This window comes from Bacillaceae bacterium S4-13-56, assembly GCA_040191315.1.
In the GTDB taxonomy this organism is placed as follows: Bacteria; Bacillota; Bacilli; order Bacillales; family JAWJLM01; genus JAWJLM01.
In genome coordinates this window covers 1-2,257 of the sequence record JAWJLM010000138.1, presented here as the reverse complement: position 1 = coordinate 2,257, position 2,257 = coordinate 1, and the positions used below count along the sequence as shown (strand labels likewise).

The following is a 2,257-nucleotide window of genomic DNA, read 5'->3' as shown; positions in this document are numbered from 1 at the left end:
CGATATGTTTTATGAATTATGTGATGAAGTTAATGATCTCGATTGGGCTGTGGCATTACAGCAATTAATCGAGCTTCTTGAAGATGCCTTGAAAAAGAGCAACAAGAAGGTACAAAAACTGATCAAAAGTCAACTACAACAATGGATCGCAGGCTTACCCAACTACATCAAGGCATACCTGCCTGTTTCAGTCTGCGAAAGTTGAGTAATGAATAATATTTTTTTATTAAATTTTTGGGGTGAAATTGGGGTGAACGCTAATTCCTTAATAGAATTCTAACTACACCCCAAAACATTAAAAACCCTTAACACCAATAGTGTCAAGGGTTTAAACTAATTAATAACTTGATAGATACTGCTCGCGCTCCCAAGGATGCACCTGTGTACGGAACATATCCCATTCAATTTCTTTCGCTTCAATAAAATGTTCAAATAAATGGGCTCCTAAAGCTTCCACAACGATTTCATCTTTTCTTAAAGTTTCGAGAGCGTGGTATAGTGTTGCTGGCAAATCAACAATTCCATTTTCTACTCTTTCTTCTTTTGTCATGACATAAATGTTACGGTCAATTGGAGTTGGAACTTGAATCTTGTTAGACAGCCCATCCAAACCAGAAGCTAATAATACAGCCATTGCTAAATATGGATTTGCAGATGGATCTACACTACGGACTTCAATTCGAGTACTTAAACCTCTAGAAGAAGGAACACGAACTAGAGGGCTACGGTTTCTACCAGACCAAGCCACATAACAAGGAGCTTCGTATCCTGGAACTAACCGTTTATAGGAGTTTACTGTTGGATTTGTCACTGCAGTAAAACCAAGAGCATGTTTTAAAATTCCAGCAGTAAATTGGTAGGCAGTTTCGTTAAGTTGCATTGGACCATTTTCATCAAAAAACGCATTTTCTCCACCTTTAAATAAAGACATGTTACAGTGCATCCCAGATCCGTTTACACCAAACAATGGTTTTGGCATAAAGGTTGCATGTAATCCATGCTTTCTCGCAATCGTTTTAACCACTAGTTTAAATGTTTGTATATCATCACAATGTTTAAGGGCATCAGAATACTTAAAGTCAATTTCATGTTGACCTGGAGCAACTTCATGGTGAGATGCCTCAATTTCAAATCCCATTTCTTCAAGCTCTAATACGATATCTCTACGGCAGTTTTCACCAAGATCTGTTGGAGCAAGGTCAAAATATCCACCTTTATCGTTAAGCTCTAATGTTGCTTCTCCTGCTTCATCTAACTTAAATAAGAAGAACTCAGGCTCAGTTCCAATATTAAAGGCTGAGAAGCCCATTTCCTCCATTTTCTTTAGGTTCCGCTTTAAGTTATAACGAGGGCAACCTTCAAATGGAGTTCCATCTGGATTATAGATGTCACAAATGAAGCGTGCCACCTTTCCTTTTTCAGAAGTCCAAGGAAAAACAACAAAAGTATCTAGATCTGGATACAAGTACATGTCAGATTCTTCAATACGAACAAACCCTTCAATTGAAGATCCATCAAACATCATTTTGTTCTCTAATGCTTTGTCCAATTGGCCTAAAGGAATCTCAACGTTCTTAATAGTTCCAAGCATATCTGTGAATTGCAAACGAATAAATCTTACATTCTCCTCTTTAACGATTTCCCAAATTTTTTCACTAGTCATTTTCGATCCCATCTACTTTATTCTCCTCCTATAAAATATATAATTTATTAATGGAAGAATCTTGATAACTCTCCCTGACGCAACGATGTTTTTCCAAGCCTGCCAACATCCATCAATTCTGATCTAAGCATTGTTCGTAGTTGCTGATCAGAAAGTTCACGATGTTCTTCAGGAACTTGATAATCTTCAATAGTTTGAAGTTTATCTTCGCGCATGGTTAACACTTGTTTAATGCCCGCTAAGTTTATCCCTTGTTCGATAAGTTCCTTAATTTCTAGAAGTCGATCGACATCATTGAACGAAAACATTCTTCTATTCCCCTCCGTTCTTGCTGGAGAAATTAAGTTGTTTTGCTCATAGTAACGAATCTGTCTTGCGGTAAGTTCAGTAAGTGACATCACAATCCCCATAGGAAACAGAGGCATAGAGCGTCTTATCTTATCAGTATCACTCATATAGGAACCTCCCATCCTTGTTGGTAATACCCATATTATAAAACGTGTACATTTATCTGTCAATAGATGTTATAAAAACTAACACGAAAATTATCTGAATTATTATAAGAAAAGCGCAAGCACCCTTGATCATCGACGT

General features: G+C 37.1%; 3 protein-coding genes. 1 reads left to right on the top strand and 2 read right to left on the bottom strand.

Annotated elements, in window-relative coordinates; genetic code table 11:
- Positions 1–205: IS4 family transposase (locus RZN25_18140; GenBank protein MEQ6378727.1), on the top strand; the 205-nt coding region annotated here is incomplete at its 5' end.
- Positions 206–337: 132 nt separating this feature from the next.
- On the opposite strand, the gene glnA is transcribed toward RZN25_18140, so the two are convergent.
- Together glnA and RZN25_18130 are read right to left on the bottom strand one after the other, a co-directional pair.
- Positions 338–1,675 (bottom strand): type I glutamate--ammonia ligase, encoded by a 1,338-nt coding sequence (gene glnA, locus RZN25_18135; protein MEQ6378726.1) that lies wholly within the window; start codon positions 1,673–1,675, stop codon positions 338–340.
- 35 nt (positions 1,676–1,710) lie between these two features.
- Positions 1,711–2,118: a MerR family transcriptional regulator gene (locus tag RZN25_18130; GenBank protein ID MEQ6378725.1), complete on the bottom strand. Its 408-nt coding sequence runs from the start codon at positions 2,116–2,118 to the stop codon at positions 1,711–1,713.
- Between the last annotated feature and the right edge of the window lie 139 nt (positions 2,119–2,257).